This window comes from Erythrobacter sp., assembly GCF_030066995.1.
In the GTDB taxonomy this organism is placed as follows: domain Bacteria; phylum Pseudomonadota; class Alphaproteobacteria; order Sphingomonadales; family Sphingomonadaceae; genus Erythrobacter.
Genome location: NZ_JASJAP010000002.1, coordinates 151,565 through 168,052 on the forward strand (window position 1 = coordinate 151,565; position 16,488 = coordinate 168,052).

Consider the following 16,488-nt stretch of genomic DNA (forward strand, 5'->3'; position numbering starts at 1 on the left):
AAGTTGCAATTGCGTGACTCGTTGTTCATGCCGAATTTCCCCTACGTCAGGAGAGGTAAATCATGAAAACCCCCTATCGAATGCGGCGCGGTTTCGCGCTGCTTACGTCCGGCTGCGCCCTCGCCGCTCTGGCCACACCTGGTGTTGCATTTGCGCAAGATGAAACAGCAGACGATGTGACCGCCGAAGAGCAAACGCCCGAGCGTGAAAGCTCGCTCGATGCTATCAACAACATAGTTGTCACCGGCACAAAGACGCAAAACGTCGAGAACGTCCAAGACGTGGCGCTCGCCGTCACCGCGTTCAACGCAGACACGCTCGAAGCGTTTAAAGTCCGCGACATCCAAGGCCTCAGCTTTCAGGCGCCGAACGTGTCGCTCGACCAAATCGGGACCAGCCGCGGGACGGCCAACTTCTCGATCCGTGGTCTTGGTATCAACTCCTCGATCCCGTCGATCGACCCCACCGTTGGCGTGTTCGTCGATGGCGTCTACCTTGGTTTCAACGGCGGCGTCGTCTTCGACATCTTCGACGTGGAAAGCGTGGAAATCCTGCGCGGACCGCAAGGCGTGCTGTTCGGTCGCAACGTGACCGGCGGTGCGGTGGTGGTCAACACCGGCAACCCGACCGAGGAATTCAGCGGCCAGATTCGCGCCGCTGTGGACGGCCCGATCGACAGCGGTCGCGGCGGTGAGAACTACACGACCAGCGCGGTGCTCTCGGGTCCGATCATCGAAGACACGCTGCTTTTCAAAGTGGCCGGCTATTACAACAACGATGAAGGGTATTTCATCAATCAGTTCGACGGCTCCAACCACGGCGCTGCCGAGACCTACATCATCCGAGGCGCTCTCGAAGCGCGGCTCGGCGATCTCACGATCACCGGCAAGCTCGATTATTTCGACAGCGAGGGCGATGGCCCTTCGGCTCAGAACCGCGGCATCTTCGAGCGCGACACGTTCGATTTTGCAATCGACGAACCCGGCGCCTACGCCAACGAAATCTGGACCGGATCGCTCACCGCCGAGTGGGATGTTGGTCCGGGCACGCTGACCAACATTTTCGGCTATCGCGATTACGCGGGCACAACGCTCGGCGATATCGACGGGACGACCGAATTCCTTTTCCACTCGAACACGGAAACGGTGCAGGATCAGATCTCGAACGAAATCCGCTACGCTGTGTCGACCGACACGTTCGATCTGACCGTAGGCGGCTTCTACTTCGATCAGAGTATCGCGTACACCGAAGTTCGCGAGTTGCCGTTCGCCACTCCGCTGCCCTTCTATGGCGGCGGTGCACAGGACCATGAAGTGCTGGGCCTGTTTGCCAACTCCCAGATCTATCTGACGGACAGCTTCTCGATCATCGCGGGTGTCCGCTGGAGCCAGGAAACCAAGGACGCGGCGGTCACCTACATCGAAGTGCGCCCCGAATGCTCGGTTGTCGACGGGACCTGCCCGACCACCGGGACAAACCCCTTCACCGGCAACTCGAACGGCTTTGAAGACGATGTGCGCTTCCGCAACGTCTCACCGAAGCTGGGCCTGCAGTATGAATTCGCCAGCAGCCAGATCTACAGCCACTGGACCCGAGGCTTTCGTTCGGGCGGCTATAACTTCCGCATCACCGCGCCTCAGGCGTTCGAAGCGGTTGTCGCAGATACGGGTGACTTCAACTTCGATGAAGAGCAGGTCGATACCTTCGAAATCGGCGGCAAGTTCCAGACCGACGATGGCGTCTTCACTCTCAACGTTGCCGCCTATTACACGATGATCAAGGACATGCAGCGCGAGGTGAACGAGGTGAACCCCGATGACGGAAGCGTTGTCCAGTCGATCTTCAACACCGCCGATGCGTCTATCTACGGCTTCGAAGCGGAATCGCGCATTCGCCTGTCGAATTCGCTCATCGTGACGGCGAATATCGGCCTCATCAACGATGAGTATGATGAGATCTTCAGCGATATCAACGGCGATGGCGTGATCGATGAGGCGGATGAGGATCTGCGTCTTCCCCGCGTGCCGGAAGTCACCTGGGGCATGGGCTTGATCCACGAGCTGCTGCTGGACGGCGGCAACGAAATCCTGACCCGCGTGAATTACCAGTATCGTGACGAGTTCGCCTACACCGATAACAATCTGGGCTGGATTCAGGACATCAGCAACCTGGAGGCGAACATCACCTGGGTAACGCCGGTCGATGGCTTCTCGGTTTCGCTCTACGGGCGCAACCTGTTTGACGAAGTGCAGGCTGGCGGAGACACCCAGCTCGGTATCGTGCCGTTTGGTGGACCGCTGTCCACCGGCGTCAACCAGCCCTTTGCCAACAATCCCGGCGGTGGCACCTTCTCCCCACTCAGCCGCGGTCGCAATGTCGGTGTTGAGCTCCTGTTTGAGTTCTGATGCCAAATGGCTTGATTGAGATTTGAAGGGGGCGCTCCAGAGATGGGGCGCCCCTTCTTGGTTGCGGCGCCAAGCGGGCTTTCATACGCGCGGAACCAGAACCAGCAGCGCGATCGGCGCGTCATCGAAGCCGACAAAGCTCCACTCATCCGCCGCGCCGGAAATCGGATACCACAGCCCGTTCAGTTGGTTCGTGACGATGGTGCGTTCACTCGGCGCAAAGGCGCCCAGAAAAGCCTCGGCGCATTGAAGCACGCGCGTATCGCCAAGCCACAGCGTCTTGCGATCCGAGATGTCCGTGGCAAGCGCCTCGACCATCGTGGCCCGGGCGGAGCGGGGCACGGTCCAATTCTCGCCCGGATCGAGCATCTCCCAGTTGAAGCCAATGGGCTGAAAGCCGAAACGCTGCGCAAACGCGTCCGCCTTGGCCGCCGGGCTCAGCGCCTCTTGCGGCGCCTCCCCCGTTTCGAAGCGGACCAGCGCGCGCTCCTCCAACGCTTCGCGCCGATCCTCGATAAACGCGCTGAGTTTCGAGAGCGTGCGGCTCAACCGCGCGCGCCGAACAAAGCGGTGCCCACGCGGATATGCGTCGCGCCCAGCTGCACCGCGGTCGCGTAGTCGCCGCTCATACCCATTGAGAGGCCTTCAAGGCCGTTATCGTCGGCGAGCTTAGCAAGCAGGGCAAAAAACGGCGCGGGTTCGATATCGGCGGGTGGCAGGCACATGAGCCCCGCAACAGGCACGTCGGTCTCGCGCACCTTAGCCAGAAAATCGGGCAGCTCGGCGATCGGGCATCCCCCTTTCTGGGGCTCATCGCCGATATTGACCTGAACGAAGCACGGCACGCGTCGTCCGACCTTGTCCATTGCTTTGGCGAGCGCTTTCAGGAGACTGGGGCGATCGAGCGCGTGGATGCAGTCGAACAGGCGGACCGCGTCTTCGGCCTTGTTCGATTGCAACTGGCCAATTGAGTGGAGCTCGACCTCGCCATAGCGCTCCAGCAGCTCGGGCCATTTCTCCTGCGCTTCCTGCACGCGGTTCTCGCCGAAGACGCGGTGGCCAAGGTCTAGCAACGGTGTGATATTGTCCGCCGGGTGCGTCTTGCTGACCGCGATCAGCGTGATCTCGTCGCGCTCGCGCCGAGCGGGTTTGAGCACCCGGGCGATATTCTCTTCGATGGCCTCAAGCCGAGTGGCTGCGCTTTCCATAGTGGTCCTTGCTTTTGGCGCGCTATAGCGTCGCCATGCCGCAAGACCAGACCCTCCCGGACCTTTGGCTGCTTTCCGATGGGCGCAACGATGACAAGCTCGAAACCGCGCTTGCCGCGATGCCCCGGGGGAACGCATTTGTCTTCCGGCACTATCATCTCGCGGCTGGCGAACGACGCAAGCGCTTTGACGAACTCGCTGAAATTGCGCGATCTCGCGATCATCTCACCGTTCTGTCAGGGGATGCGGAACAGGGGATCGAATGGGGCGCCGACGGGATTTATGGGCCGCCCACCAACCTCGGCAAACGCGAGGGCCTGATGCGCTTTGCAACCGCTCACAGCGCGCGCGAAGTCCTTCTGGCAAACCGGAACGGGGCCGACGCGCTCTTCCTCTCCCCGGTCTTTCCGACGCGTTCGCATCCGGGTGGGGCGTGTCTCGGCGTATCGCTGTTCCGGGAGCTTGCGGCGCGCTCGCAGATACCGGTTATCGCCCTTGGCGGCATGACAGCGACGCGCGCAAAGGAAATGAATTGGCCGCGATGGGCCGCGATCGACGGTTTAAGCTAGCGCTCCGGCCACCTCAGATCGCTTGACCGGGCTCCGGCAAGGATTCATGGTGTGTTCCAACCAAGGAGCGTGCGTTCGGTATGCTCCGCCCAAGGAGCACGCGTCTGGTGTGCTCCACCCAAGGAGCATCGCATGGCCACCAGAGCCGCCCATAACCGCAAATCCACCGCCGAATGGCGCGCGGGGCTGCAACGCTCGATCCGCCGAACCGTCCAGATGACGGGTGCAGGCGTGCTGCTGCTGGCGATGTTCTTCCTGGCGCTTGCGCTGGTCACCTACACGCCGACCGATCCGAGCTTCTCGACGGCCGCCAGCGGCGAGAGGATCGGCAATTGGCTGGGGCGGCCGGGCGCGTGGACCGCGGATCTGGTGCTTTTCAGCTTTGGGGTGCCCGGCGCGCTGCTTTTGCCGCTGCTCTATGTCTCCGCGCGCAAGTTGTGGCGCGATGTCGAACAGGATGGAGACCTGGAAGCCGAACCCGACACCACCCGCTGGTGGCGACCGCTGGCGCTGCTTGTGGTGGCCATGGCGCTGCTCTCGACGCTGCTCGGCATCGTCTTGCCGACACCCGGCGGATCGCTGCCCGCACAGCTGGGCGGCCTTGTCGGCCTGCTCGGCGCCGGCGGGGTGGAAGCGCTTGCCAACCGGATGGGCGGCGAGGTGGCCGGATGGATTACGCTCGGCGCCGCTGTCGTGTGCCTTGCGATTGCGGTCGCGCTGCTGACCAAGATTTTCGCGATCGACTGGCGGGCGTTCCTGACCCTGCCCGATTTCCTCTCCCGCGCCGGCGTTGAGGACGATCGGTGGGACAACGCGGACCGCAACACCGCAAGGCCGCTTATCGGCCGCCTTCGCTCGATGATGTCCTGGGTCCCCTTTATCGGGATTGGGCAGGCCCGGTTGCCCGCACCAAGCTATGACGATGTCGGCGAGGACGAGGATGAAACCGCGCCCCTCCCCAAAGCCAAGGCCGGACGCGCTCCGGTGCAAGATCAAGCGCCGCGGCGCGCGCCCGAAATCACGGATCCCAGCGCGCCGCCGCGCAAGGCTCGCCCGGCCAAGGCCAATCAGGGCGACATGTTCGCGACCTTCAACCTGCCCAGTCTCGACCTGCTCGCCGAGCCGCCCGTTGACGAGGGCCCGGCCCTCGACAAGCTCGCGCTCGAACGCAACGCGCGCCTGCTTGAAAACGTGCTCGACGACTTCAACGTCAAGGGCGAGATCACCGCGGTGCGCACGGGGCCGGTTGTCACCATGTACGAGCTTGAACCCGCGCCGGGCATCAAGGCCAGCCGCGTCGTCGGCCTTGCCGAGGACATCGCCCGCAATATGAGCGCCATCAGCGCGCGCGTCTCGACCATTCCGGGCAAGACCGTGATCGGCATCGAACTGCCCAATTCGGATCGCCAGATGGTAATGCTAAAGGAACTGGCCGCAAGCGCGGACTTCGCCGAGCACAAGGGCAATCTGCCGATCATCCTGGGAAAGGATATAGCCGGCGAGCCGATCATCGCGGACCTCGCCGCCATGCCGCACCTGCTGGTCGCAGGCACCACCGGTTCGGGCAAATCGGTGGGTCTCAACTGTATCCTGTTGAGCCTGCTCTACACCTTCACGCCATCCGAATGCCGGCTGATTCTGATCGATCCCAAGGTTCTTGAACTCAAGAGCTATGACGACATTCCGCACCTTCTCAGCCCCGTGGTGACCGAGCCGCACAAGAGCGTGCGCGCGCTCAAATGGGCGGTCGAGGAGATGGAGAAACGCTATCGCATGATGTCGAGCGTGAACTCGCGCAACATCAACTCCTTCAACGAAAAGGTCCGCGCCGCCGCCGCCAGAGGCAAGCCGCTGGGCCGCCGGGTGCAGACCGGGTTTGACCCGGAAACGGGCGAACAGCTCTACGAAGAGGAGCAGCTCGATTACGAACCGCTGCCGCTGATCGTGCTGATCGTCGACGAACTCGCCGACCTGATGGTGACCGTGGGCAAGGAGATCGAAGTCCTCATCCAGCGCCTGAGCCAGAAAAGCCGCGCGGCGGGTATCCACCTCATCATGGCGACGCAGCGCCCCAGCGTCGATGTCATAACCGGCGTTATCAAGGCGAACCTGCCCACCCGCATAAGCTTCAAGGTCACCAGCCGCATCGACAGCCGCACCATCCTGGGCGAACAGGGCGCAGAACAGCTGCTGGGCAAGGGCGACATGCTCTACAAGCCCAACACCGGCGCGATGGTGCGCGTCCACGGACCGTTCGTCTCCGACGAGGAAGTCGAAGCGGTCGCTGATTTCTGGCGCGCGCAGGGGGAGCCGGAATATGTCGATGCGGTCACCGAAGAGCCCGAAGAGGGCGGCCTCACCTTCGAGGACGATCTCACCGCGTCCGACAACCCCGAAGAACGCAAATATCGCCAGGCCTGCCAGATCGTGATCGAGAACCAGAAGGCGAGCGGATCGTGGCTCCAGCGCCAGATGGGCGTGGGCTACAACACCGCGGCCAAATGGATCGAACGCATGGAGAGCGAGGGGCTTGTGGGCCCGGCCAACCATGTGGGCCGCCGCGAAATCTTCCGCGATCGCGACGGCAATCCGATCTGATCGGCGCCCTATTCGGCGGCTTCCTCGAAATCAGCCTGGGTGAGCGCGGTCGAATTGGCGATCGCCGCCGCGCTCTTTTCCTGCACCTCCCCGGTCGCCGGGACGAGGCCGATCTGTGTGAGCGGCCCGTCCGCGCTCCAGCTCTTGGCCCATTGCGCAAGATATTCCTCGATACCCGGTGTCACGCCGATATGCGCCTTTTTCACGTACAGGTAGAGCGGGCGCGAGCCCGGATAGCTGCCGTCGGCAATCGTCTCGGCATTGGGCGCGACCCCTCCCAGCGTCAGGCCCCGGATCCGATCCGCGTTTTCTTCGAGATAGGAGTAGCCAAAAATCCCGATCGCGCTCGGATTGTTGGCGATCTTGCTGACCACCAGCTCGTCCTTCTCGCCTTGATCGACATAGGCGCTATCATTGCGCAGCGCGTGACAATTGGTCTCGAAGGCTTCGGGATCGCTCTCCTCCAGCGCCACCATGGCAGCGTTGGCGGTGCACACCGGCATCATGATCACATCAAGCAGTGCATCGCGCGTTCCGGAGGTTTCGGAGGGTCCGTACACAATGATCGGTTCGTCCGGCAGGCCGCCCGCGACATCGGACCAGTTCGCACTGGTTTGTTCCTCGCCGAACGGGCTCGCGGACAGCGCGCGATAAACGGTCGCCGGGGTCAGGCCGAAATCAAAGCCCTTCTCGATCGCCGCGGCGAAGACGATGCCGTCGCGACCGACCTTGATCTCGATAATATCGGAGACGCCCGCGCTCTGGCAGGCGTTGAACTCGTCCAGCGTCATCCGGCGCGAGGCGTTGACGATATCGACGGTGTCGGGGCCTTGCCCCTTGCAGAATTCCGCGATGCCCTCGCTCGAACCGGTAGACGAGATGTCGGGCGCGGCCAGACCTTCATTGGCGGCCACGGCGTCTTCGGCGACCTTTTGCGCGAAGGGATAGACGGTGGAAGAGCCGACCACCGTGACGGTTTCAATGATCTCTTCGGCTTCCTCAGCGCAGGCGCCCAGCGAAAGACAGGCGGCACCGGCGAGCAAAGCGGAGGCGAACCGGGCCTTGGACTGTGACGTGTTTATCATCGGAAACTTCCTCCTATCCATTGCAATTGCGGGGGCGAAACGCGGGGCTCATGCGTCGGGCGCCTCTTCGGGAGCGACCGCCACTTCGCCCGTCAGATCCTCGCGCGTCATTGTCAGACGTTCGCTTACCTTGGCAGCGTTGGCCGCCATCTCATCGGCGGGTGAGGCGACAAGGCCGATCTTGGCAAGCGGGCCGTCCGACGACCAGTTCTTCACCCATTCCTCAAGGTAAAGGTCGAGGCCCGGTATGGCGCGCATATGCGCTTTCTTCACGTAGATGTAGAGTGGACGCGCGCCGGGATACGCAAAGCTGGCGATGTTGTCGTAGGTCGGATCGACCCCGTTCATCGGCAGGCCTTGCACCTTGTCGGCGTTCTTATCGAGATAGGAAAAGCCGAAGAGCCCGACCGTGCGCGGATTGCTTTCGATCTTCTGGACGATGAGGTTGTCCTGCTCGCCCTGGTCCGAATAGGCGCCGTCCGAGCGCACTTCGGTGCACACCGCGCGGTGCTCGTCCGGATCCTCTTCCTTGAGGCGCTTCATGGCCGGATCGGTGTCGCAGCCCACTTCAAGGACCAGTTCCTTCAGCGCGTCGCGCGTGCCCGACGTGCTGGGCGGGCCGTAGACGAGTATCGGTTCGTCGGGCAGCGAGGGATCGACGTCGGCCCAGGTCTCGTTGGTCTGTTCGCCGCCGTAAGGCCGCGCCGCAAGCGCCTCGTAGACGATCCGGGGCGAAAGGTTCAGCTCGATCCCGCCCCGCGCGGACGCAAACGCGATGCCATCCAAACCGACCTGCAATTCGATGATGTCGGTGACGCCGTTCGCCTGACACTTCTCGAACTCGCTCACCTTCATCCGGCGCGAGGCGTTGGCCATGTCGGGCGTGTCCGCGCCAACGCCCTGGCAAAAGAGCTGCATGCCCCCGCCCGTTCCCGTCTGCTCGATCAGGGGCGATTTGTAATCGGGGTTGGAGAGCGAGAAGCTCTCGGCGATCAGTTTTGCAAAAGGGTAAACGGTCGAGGAACCCACCGCCCGGATCGAATCGCGCGAAACATCGCCGCCGCAGCTCGTCACTACCAAGGACCCTAGCGCCGCCGCTGCGATGAGCGCGGCCTTGCGGCGGAACGCGAAAGAAGTGAGGCGGCGCATGGTCATCCCGGTTATCTCTGTCTCCAAATCCTGCGCGCTAGGGGTCCACTGTGACACGCCCATGACGCCGCCCGTTACGTCGCCCGTTACCTCGCCCGTGGCGTCGCCTATCCGGGCGCGGTCGCAGGCCTGCGGCGCGCGCCGCTCTTCTCGGCTGGGCAATGCCAACCACTCGTGGACGACCAGCCTGCGTTTTCACAGCGCATACAGACTTCTACGAGGGGTTGGGTTGTTTGCCCTTTAACCCAGATGTTCAGTGTAAACTTAAGCCTATTCTAACCGCTTGTGGCTAGGCCTGATCCATGGGCTGGGTTCGGATCTGCGCGCGGTGTCTTGCGATCGTGTTGGCTCTGGCCGTTTTGGCCGGCGTCCCGCTGCCCACGGCTGGCCCGGCGTCCACCCTTTCGCCGGCCTTCGCCCATGTCAACGCAAGCGACGAGCCGAGCTTCGCACCTCGCTGCCACGCGGCGTCGGGGCTTGGGACGCGCTTCGCCGATATGGCCGCGCGCCGCGGGCAGTCGGTGGTTCAGAACGGGGCCGATGGATGGACCTGCTCGAACGCCTATTGGGTGGCTCATGAGCCGGTTGCCTGGCTGCTGTTCGAGCGCGAGTCCTGGCAGGGCCAACAGCCCCCCCGCTTCTTCTTCAGCCGCATCGCCCGGCACAAGAGCATCAGCTTCGCCGCGCTGGATCGGGACGGGACCCTGCGCACGGAGACCTGGACCGAAAGCGAAGGCCAACCGTTCGCAGCCGGCCCGGTGTTTCAGCTTCCCCTGCCTGGAATAACCGATACGACCGACGCGCTGCTGGTGCGGATCGAACGCCCCCATTCGGTGCCGCTGCTGACCGAAGCGCGGCTCTCCCACTATCCCGAAGACGCCGACTGGTCGCTGTTTGAAGTGCTCACGCTGGCCTTCGTGATGGGTATGCTGGTGTTGCCACTCTTCTTCGATCTAAGCTTCTTCATCGTGCTGCGCGAGCGCTTCGTTCTCTTGCACGCGGCAATGGTCATCGCGATGATGGCCTATGTCCTGTTTGCCGGTGGATTGGCCTCGGCTTTTGCCGCGTTCTCGGTGACGACGATTGCGGTTGGCGGCCCGCTCTTCTGGGCGATAGGCGTAGGCATATCCGCGCTGTTCCTTGCCGAGTTTCTCGAACACAGGGCGCAATCCCGGTTCATGCGCCGCCTCACTATCGCGGCGGGGCTGTGGTCGATCGCGGTGCCCGGCTTCTTCGCGTTGCAGTTCCACGCGACGCAAAGCTTCGATGATCGCGGCTATTTCTACGCGTTCATGCCGGTGATCGTCATCATCAGCGCGGCGGTCGCCGAAGCGGTAGCGCGCGGCAGCCGCAGCGCGCGCTTCATTGCGGTGGCCTGGACGCCGATCATCCTGGCCTCGATCGAGCGCCTCCTGCGCGGGATCGGCTTCTATGTCGGTCCGTCAAGCGCTGACCTGGCCATATTTGTGGCCACCGGGCTGGAGGTCATCGTCATCAGTCTTGCCATCGCCGATCGTTTCCTGGCGATCCGCCGCGAACGCGACGCCGCGCTGACCGAAGCGCAAACACTCGCGCAGCTTTCCTCCCGCGATCCGCTGACCGGCCTCCTCAACCGGCGCGGTCTCGAAGCCCGCTTTGCCGAACTGTTCGCCGCTGGGTTCGACACCTTTGCGCTGATCGATCTCGATCGCTTCAAGCAGATCAACGATTGCTACGGCCACCAGATCGGCGACGCGGCTCTGGTCGCTTGCGCGCAAGCCCTGAGGGCGCGGCCCGATCCGGATCTCGTCGCAGCGCGTCTGGGAGGCGAAGAGTTCGTTGTGCTCTTGCGCGGTGAACGCACGCTCGAACGCGCCGAAGCCTTGCGCAAGGCGATCCCGATGCGCATCGCGGCGGAGGTCGAGGGGCTGGACGGGCCGGTCACCGCCAGCTCGGGCGCCATCGAAGTCCCCGCCGCCAGCAGCACGGTGATGAGTTTCGAGGAGTTCTACGCCCGCGCTGACGCGTTGATGTACGACGCCAAGGCCTCGGGCCGTAATCGCATGCTGTCCGAGCGACTGACAGTCTTCGATCAGGCGCCGCCAGCGCGACCGGCCGACGACCGGCATCGGCGCGCGCGGGACGAAGCGGGCGGCGAAGCAGGGAGCGCCGAAGAGGCGAGCAGGGTCGCCTAGGCGCTCCGCACAAACGGCGCGATGACCTCTGGCCGCACGCGCGCAAGGCGTTGGGTCTCGCGCTCGAGCATTGCCCAGGTCGTGCGCGCGGACACCAGCGGCTTGCCCAGAGCGTTCCTGAATTCGACCACGCGCACCGAGGTCGCGCCGCGCGGTGGATCGGGAATGTAGGTTTGTCCCTCGGCCACTTCGCCCTGAGCGATGTTGCCACGATAGTCGATCTCGTGCCGCACCACGACCCAGAAGAAGGCGGCGTGATCTTCGGGCCGGGCGGCGTGGTCCCAATGCGCGGTGGCGATGTCCTGAATCCACTGCACCCAAACCGCGTTGTTAACGTGGCCCAGCTCGTCGATGTGCTCCGGCTCGGCGACGAAACTTCGAGAGAAGGCGGCTTCTGGTTGAGCGCTCACACCGCCTCCGGAAGCGTGACGCCCATCGCGCGCAGATCCGCGCGCGCCTTGGCCGCAGTGGTGAACACGAACGCCTCCATCCCAACCGCCTTCGCGCCATCGACGTTGCGCTCGACATCGTCGAGAAACACGCTCTCGTCCGCTTCGATGCGGGCGGTGCCGAGCAACCAGCGATAGATGCGCGGATCGGGTTTGAGGAAGCCGAGCTCGGCCGAAACGGCGGCGACCTCGAAGTGATCGAAGAAATCGTAGTCCCGCTTCAACCGGGCGACGATTTCGCGAACGTTGTCGGTGATCGCGAAGAGGCGGTAGCCCGTGCTCTTCAAGTCATCCATCAGCGCGCGCGTCTCAGGAATGAGAGGGAAGCTGGCGAAAAGCGCCTCCCACAGCCGGTCGATCTCCTCACCCGCAAAGCCCTGTTCGGCGATATAGCGCGCCTTGGCCTCGCCAAGCGACAACTCTCCCCGGTTGAGCGCCAGCCAGATCGGATTGCCGCGCAAAGGCGGAACAAACGCATCTTGCGCCATCCGTTCTTCGCCGAGCGCGCGCGTTTCGATGCCGGTCGGGTCCCACGGGACGAGCACATTGCCGACATCGAACACGATGTTGCGGATCGGCATGGCGTTAGCCGCCCGTCTGCGCCTCACTGACCTCGACGCTCAGCCCCATCTGCCACAACAGGAAGCTGAACTCCTCGGCGGTTTCAAAAAGCGAGTTCCAGCGGCCCGACTTGCCGCCGTGGCCTGCGCCCATATTGGTCTTCATCAAGAGCACGTTGTCGTCCGTCTTGGTGTCGCGCAGCTTGGCGACCCATTTGGCGGGCTCCCAATAGGTGACGCGCGGATCGTTGAGACCGGCGGTGACCAGCATCGGGGGATACTCCTGCGCTGAGACCTGATCGTAGGGGCTGTAGGACAGGATGAACGCAAAGGCCTCCTTGCTGGTGATCGGGTTGCCCCATTCCTGCCATTCGCCCGGTGTCAGCGGCAAATCCTCGTTCAGCATGGTGTTGAGCACATCGACAAACGGCACGTGCGCGACGACCGCGCCGTATTGCTTGGGATCCTGATTGACGATCGCGCCCATCAGTTCGCCTCCAGCCGAGCCGCCGCTCGCGGTTACTCTGCCTTCAGCCGTCAGCCCCATGTCGATGAGCCCACGGCCAACATCAACGAAGTCGTTGAAGGTGTTGGTCCGTTCCATGAGCTTGCCTTCGAGATACCACTTGCGGCCCAGGTCATCGCCGCCGCGAATATGCGCAATGGCATAGGCAAAGCCGCGATCGACAAGGCTGAGACGCGAGGTCGAGAAGCCGGGCGGGATGGCGTAGCCATACGCGCCATAGGCGTAGAGGTGCAGCGGTCCGGGGCCTTCGATGCCCTGCTCGGCCAGGATCTTTTCGCGATCCTTGTGCATCACCACGCTGACCGGAACCATCGTGCCGTCGCGCGCCTCGATCTCGACACGGCGGGTGATATAGTCCGCGCGGTTATAGCCGCTCGGGATTTCCTGCGTCTTGAGCGTCTCCAGCGTGTCCGCGGACACGTCGTAATCGTAGACCGTATCCGGCGTGATCATGCTCTCATAGGCAAGCCGCAGCTTGGTCTGATCGTATTCCGGATTGTTCGACAAGCCCGCGTCATAGCTTTCTTCCGGGAAGGTTATCGACTGGACGGTCTGCGGTGAGGCGTATTGCCGGATCTGCACCTTGTCGAGGCCGTTCAGACGCCCCTCGGTGACGAAGAAATCCTTGAAGAGGCTGAACCCCGTCAGGTAAAAATCGTCCGATCCCGCAATCACGGTTTCCCACTCGCTCGGGGTCTCCAGCGCGGCCTTGGCAAGGCGAAAATTGACGTGGTCATCGTTGGTCCAGATGAACATCTCGCCCTCACGAATGTCGACGCTGTACTCGACGCCCTTTTCGCGCGGGCGCACGAGGGTGAGCTCTCCCGTAGGGTCGCTTGCGGAGACAAAGCGCACTTCGCTCGTCTCGTTATCGCCGGTTGCGATGATCAGGTAATCGTCCTGCGCGGTAAGCCCGGCGCCCACGCTGAAGCTCTGGTCCTCTTCGAGATAAAGCGTCACATCGGTGTCGCTGGGTTGCCCGATCGTGTGCAGCTTGACCTCAAGCGAGCGCCATTCCTCGGTCGAGGGTGTGTAGACGAGCGCGGTGTCGTTCGCGACCCAGGTCAGGCCGCCGCGGATCTCGGTGATTTCATCGGCAAGGATTTCGCCGGTCTCCAAATCCTTGATGCGAGCGGTGTAGCGCTCTGAACCGTTGGTGTCGGTGGCGTAGGCCATGAAACGCCCATTCTGGCTGACCGCGAACGCGCCAAGGCGAAAATATTCAAGGCCTTCGGCCATTTCGTTCTGGTCGAGGATCACTTCGCCTTTCGCGTCTGCCGGCGCGCCAACGGGCTTGCGGTAGAAGCGCGGATACTGATCGCCTTCCTTGTATTCGGTCCAGTAGAGGAATTCGCCGCGGCGCTGGGGCACGCTGGAATCGTCCTCCTTGATGCGCGCCTTCATCTCCTGAAACAGCGCTTCGGTCTGCGCTTCGAGGGGGTTCATATTGGCTTCGAAATAGGCGTTCTCCGCCTTTACGTAGTCGAGCACGTCCTCATCATCGACGGTGGGGTAGGACTTGTCGTAAAGCCAGTCATAGGGGTCTTCGATCGTGATGCCGTGGTGGGTGTAGGTGTGCGGCACCTTCTTGGCGACCGGCGGCGTTGCTTTTGCGCTCACGCTGTTCATGTCCTTGGAGTCTTGGTCCTTGTGGCTATCGGCCTGCGCCGCTGTGACGGGCGCAAGGGCCACGCTTGCAGCGCAGGTAAGCGCGGCCAAACGGGTTTTCGAGAGGTGTGCCATTGGGCGTCGTCCTTTGAATGAGAGATGCGCGGGTTTAAAGCGCCAAGAGAAGAGGTTATGCTGTTACCTTGTAACCATGAACTCTGCGCCTTCGCAATGGCGCGCGCCGCCTCATCCTCGACCCAAGGACCCATTTCATGCTGATGCAAACGCACGAAGCCCGCCTCGCCGCCCTGCGCGAAGAGCTCAAGCGCCGCGAACTTGATGGCTTTATCATCCCGATATCGGATGAGCACATGAGCGAATATGTCGGTGAATACGCGCAGCGTCTGGCGTGGCTGACCGGCTTTGGCGGCTCGGCGGGTTTTGCGGCGGTGACGCTGACCGACGCGGCTATCTTTGTCGATGGACGTTACACGGTGCAGGTGCGCGAACAGGTGGATGAGAGCCTGTTCGCCTATCGCTCGATCCCCAAGGACACGCTGGGCGCGTGGCTGAAAGAGGTGTGCGGGCCGGATACGCGCATTGCCTATGATCCCTGGATTCACACCTGGGCCTGGGTCGAGGCGCTTGAAAGCGACGTGGAGCCTGCGGGCATCGAAATGGTCCCGGCCAAGAGCAATCCGATCGACGCGGTGTGGTCCGATCGGCCCGATCCATCCGATGCGGTGGCGGTGGTGCACGAGGACGAGCTTGCGGGACGCTCCTCGTCCGATAAACGCGCCGAGATCGCCGATTGGCTTGTCTCCGAAAAGCTCGACGCGGTGGTGATCCCGGCGCTCGATTCGATCGCCTGGCTGCTCAATATGCGCGGCAGCGATGTCTCGCACACGCCCGTCGCGCTATCCTATGTCTTCGCCAAGGCCGACGGGACCGCCGAATTGTTCATCGCTCCCGAGAAGGTCACGCCCGAACTGACCCAGCATCTGGGCAACGCGGTAACCGTGCGCGACCGCGACGCTTTCGAGGGGGCGCTCAAGAGCGACTACAAAGGCCAGCGGGTTAGCGTCGATCCCAATTTCGGCGTCGTAGGCATCGCGCAGGCGCTGCGCGCGGGCGGCGCGAAGTTCGCCTTCAAGGACGACCCGACGATCCTCGCCAAGGCGATCAAGAACCCCGCCGAAGTCGCCGGACACCGCGCCGCGCAGGCGCGCGATGGCGCGGCGGTCGCGCGCTTCCTGCGCTGGCTGGAAGTCACCGCGCCCACGGGCGAGGTCGACGAACTGGGCGCGGCGGCCAAGCTAGAAGCCTTCCGCCGCGAACACGGCGACCTTAAGGACACCTCTTTCGACACGATCTCCGCCGCGAGCGGTCACGCCGCGCTGCCGCATTATCGGGTGGACGAGGAAAGCAACATCGCGATCCCGCCGGGCTCGATCTATCTCGTCGATTCGGGCGGGCAGTACCCGGCGGGCACAACCGACATCACCCGCACCGTCTGGATCGACACGCCCGAGGGCGCGGAGCCTACGCCCGAAATGAAAGACCGCTTCACGCGCGTGCTCAAGGGGCACATCCAGATCGATTCCGCGGTTTTCCCGCAAGGCACCACGGGCGGGCAGCTGGACGTGCTCGCGCGGCAATATCTGTGGGAAGCGGGCGTCGATTACGCGCACGGCACCGGCCACGGTGTCGGCAGCTTCCTCGCCGTGCACGAAGGGCCTCAACGCATCGCCAAGCCCACGGGCGGACAAGCGGGCACCAACGCCGAGCTGCACGCCGGCATGATCCTCTCCAACGAGCCGGGCTATTACAAAGCGGGCGCGTTCGGCATCCGCATCGAAAACCTCGTGCTTACCGTCGAGCGCGATATCGAGGGCGCGGAAGGGCGCTATCTCGGCTTTGACTGCCTCACCTTCGTGCCCATCGACCGCCGGCTGATCGACAAAAGCGGGCTGACCCAGGCCGAAGTGGCCTGGCTCGACGCCTATCACGTCAAGGTGCGCGAGATCCTCGCGCCGCAACTCGAAGGCGAGGATCGCGCCTGGGTGGAGCGCGAGACAGCTCCCTTGTCTTACGGTCGCTAGCGCTCACCGATCGCCCGCCCGCCTCCCCGCCCGTCCACCAATAGTCCCACTATCT

At 63.2% G+C, this 16,488-nt stretch carries 12 protein-coding genes; 5 read left to right on the plus strand and 7 right to left on the minus strand.

The features are described from left to right. Positions 1-62: 62 nt before the first annotated feature. Positions 63-2,405 (plus strand): TonB-dependent receptor, encoded by a 2,343-nt coding sequence (locus QNI87_RS06945; protein WP_300595457.1) that lies wholly within the window; start codon positions 63-65, stop codon positions 2,403-2,405. Positions 2,406-2,486: 81 nt separating this feature from the next. On the opposite strand, the gene QNI87_RS06950 is transcribed toward QNI87_RS06945, so the two are convergent. Both QNI87_RS06950 and QNI87_RS06955 read right to left on the minus strand, forming a co-directional pair. Then, positions 2,487-2,954, minus strand: coding sequence for a hypothetical protein (locus QNI87_RS06950; RefSeq protein WP_300595458.1), 468 nt, complete (start codon positions 2,952-2,954; stop codon positions 2,487-2,489). After that, positions 2,951-3,613, minus strand: a complete 663-nt coding sequence (locus QNI87_RS06955; RefSeq protein WP_300595459.1) for a YggS family pyridoxal phosphate-dependent enzyme — start codon at positions 3,611-3,613, stop codon at positions 2,951-2,953. Before QNI87_RS06955 ends, QNI87_RS06950 begins: the two co-directional genes overlap by 4 nt. A 14-nt stretch (positions 3,614-3,627) precedes the next feature. Between QNI87_RS06955 and QNI87_RS06960 the strand changes: the two genes are divergently transcribed. Beyond that, positions 3,628-4,182, plus strand: coding sequence for a thiamine phosphate synthase (locus tag QNI87_RS06960; RefSeq protein ID WP_366146171.1), 555 nt, complete (start codon positions 3,628-3,630; stop codon positions 4,180-4,182). Positions 4,183-4,314: 132 nt separating this feature from the next. Next, complete coding sequence (locus QNI87_RS06965) at positions 4,315-6,780, plus strand: DNA translocase FtsK 4TM domain-containing protein (RefSeq protein WP_300595460.1); 2,466 nt, start codon at positions 4,315-4,317, stop codon at positions 6,778-6,780. An 8-nt stretch (positions 6,781-6,788) separates the two neighbouring features. Here QNI87_RS06965 and QNI87_RS06970 read toward each other — a convergent pair whose 3' ends face one another. Together QNI87_RS06970 and QNI87_RS06975 are read right to left on the minus strand one after the other, a co-directional pair. Beyond that, positions 6,789-7,865: a substrate-binding domain-containing protein gene (locus QNI87_RS06970; RefSeq protein ID WP_300595461.1), complete on the minus strand. Its 1,077-nt coding sequence runs from the start codon at positions 7,863-7,865 to the stop codon at positions 6,789-6,791. A 48-nt stretch (positions 7,866-7,913) separates the two neighbouring features. Then, positions 7,914-9,014, minus strand: a complete 1,101-nt coding sequence (locus tag QNI87_RS06975) for a substrate-binding domain-containing protein (protein WP_300595764.1) — start codon at positions 9,012-9,014, stop codon at positions 7,914-7,916. A 302-nt stretch (positions 9,015-9,316) separates the two neighbouring features. Between QNI87_RS06975 and QNI87_RS06980 the strand changes: the two genes are divergently transcribed. Continuing rightward, complete coding sequence (locus QNI87_RS06980; protein WP_300595462.1) at positions 9,317-11,188, plus strand: diguanylate cyclase; 1,872 nt, start codon at positions 9,317-9,319, stop codon at positions 11,186-11,188. Here QNI87_RS06980 and QNI87_RS06985 read toward each other — a convergent pair. From QNI87_RS06985 to QNI87_RS06995, 3 genes are read right to left on the minus strand one after another with little or no spacing between them, the layout of a single operon-like run. Beyond that, entirely contained in the window at positions 11,185-11,598 is a 414-nt protein-coding gene (locus QNI87_RS06985) for an acyl-CoA thioesterase (RefSeq protein WP_300595463.1), read from the minus strand. The genes QNI87_RS06980 and QNI87_RS06985 overlap by 4 nt on opposite strands. Next, on the minus strand, positions 11,595-12,218 hold the full coding sequence (locus tag QNI87_RS06990) for an HAD family phosphatase (protein ID WP_300595464.1): 624 nt from the start codon (positions 12,216-12,218) through the stop codon (positions 11,595-11,597). The genes QNI87_RS06985 and QNI87_RS06990 overlap by 4 nt, the downstream gene beginning before the upstream one ends. Before the next feature lie 4 nt (positions 12,219-12,222). Further along, positions 12,223-14,352 carry a S9 family peptidase gene (locus QNI87_RS06995; RefSeq protein ID WP_300595765.1) on the minus strand — a complete coding sequence of 710 codons (2,130 nt, stop codon included), beginning with the start codon at positions 14,350-14,352 and terminating at the stop codon, positions 12,223-12,225. 251 nt (positions 14,353-14,603) lie between these two features. Here QNI87_RS06995 and QNI87_RS07000 point away from each other — a divergent pair, with 251 nt between their 5' ends. Then, on the plus strand, positions 14,604-16,433 hold the full coding sequence (locus tag QNI87_RS07000; RefSeq protein WP_300595465.1) for an aminopeptidase P family protein: 1,830 nt from the start codon (positions 14,604-14,606) through the stop codon (positions 16,431-16,433). The last annotated feature ends 55 nt before the right edge of the window (positions 16,434-16,488 follow it).